At 65.9% G+C, this 1,285-nt stretch carries 1 protein-coding gene; it reads left to right on the top strand.

The window, feature by feature from the left end:
* Positions 1-14: 14 nt before the first annotated feature.
* A partial coding sequence (locus ABD729_RS13835) for a sugar MFS transporter (RefSeq protein ID WP_344711472.1) occupies positions 15-1,285 on the top strand: 1,271 nt, incomplete at its 3' end.

The following is a 1,285-nucleotide window of genomic DNA, read 5'->3' as shown; positions in this document are numbered from 1 at the left end:
GGGGAAACGACGACATGGCCGTAGCTGCACCAGCCGATCCGAATGCCGCGCCGGCGAGCGACGGGGTGGACGCGCCCGAGCTGCGCTATTTCGTGTTTGCGTTGTTCTTCATCTTCGGCGGCATCACCAGCTTGAACGACGTGATCCTGCCCAAGCTGAAGGAGCTGTTCACGCTCAACTACACGCAGGCGATGCTGGTGCAGTTCTGCTTCTTCACTGCTTACCTGGTGATCGGCATCCCGGGCGCCCAGCTGGTCAAGCGCATCGGCTATATGCGCGGGGCGATGACCGGGCTGCTGGTGATGATGGCGGGGTGCCTGCTGTTCATCCCGGCCTCGCGCACCGCGACCTACGGGCTGTTCCTGTTTGCGCTGTTCGTGCTGGCGAGCGGGGTGGTGATCGTGCAGGTCGTCGCCAATCCGCTGATCAGCCTGCTGGGCAAGGCGAAGACGGTGCACAGCCGGCTGACCTTCGCGCAGGCGTTCAACAGCCTTGGCACCACTATCTTCCCGATCGTCGGCTCGGCACTGATCCTCGGCGGGCTGGCCGGGGTGAGCGCGTCGGACTTTTCGGGCGCCGAGCTCGAAGCCTATCGCAGCGCGGAAACGCAGGCGATCTCCAACACCTATATCGGCCTTGCGATCGCGCTGCTGGTGATCGCGGGCGCGGTGTTCCTGTTCCGCAACCGGCTGCCGGGTGAGCAGCATGAGAAGAGCTCGCCCTTTGCCGGCTTTGCGCTGCTCAGCCGCACCCGCTTCGGCTTCGGCGCGCTGTGCATATTCCTCTACGTCGGCGCCGAGGTCTCGATCGGCAGCCTCATCGTCAACTACCTCCAGCAAGGCCATGTCCTCGGGCTGACCGAGCGCGCGGCTGGCGACATGATCTTCCTGTACTGGGGTGGGGCGATGGTCGGCCGCTTCGTGGGCAGCTATTTCCTGCGCATCCTCAGCCCGGGCATGATTCTGGCGAGCGTCGCGGCGGGCGCCATCGCGCTGCTTGCCATCTCGACCCACAGCACCGGCGCGGTGTCGGCCTACAGCCTGCTCGCGATCGGGCTGATGAACTCGATCATGTTTCCGACCATCTTCAGCCTGGCGTGCGAGAAGCTTGGGCCCCGGGCGGCGGACGGATCGGGCATCATCAACATCGCCATCTTCGGCGGCGCGGTGGTGCCGCTGCTGACCGGCGTGCTGGCCGACGCCAGCGGCAGCCTGCGGGTCGCGCTGATCCTGCCCGCACTCTGCTATGCGATCATCGCCGCCTACGGCTTCTATGCGCGGCGGCC

The sequence above is a fragment of the Sphingomonas humi genome, assembly GCF_039536725.1.
Taxonomy (GTDB): domain Bacteria; phylum Pseudomonadota; class Alphaproteobacteria; order Sphingomonadales; family Sphingomonadaceae; genus Sphingomicrobium; species Sphingomicrobium humi.
The sequence above is the reverse complement of the archived record's forward strand: the minus strand, read 5'-3'. Positions and strand labels throughout refer to the sequence as shown.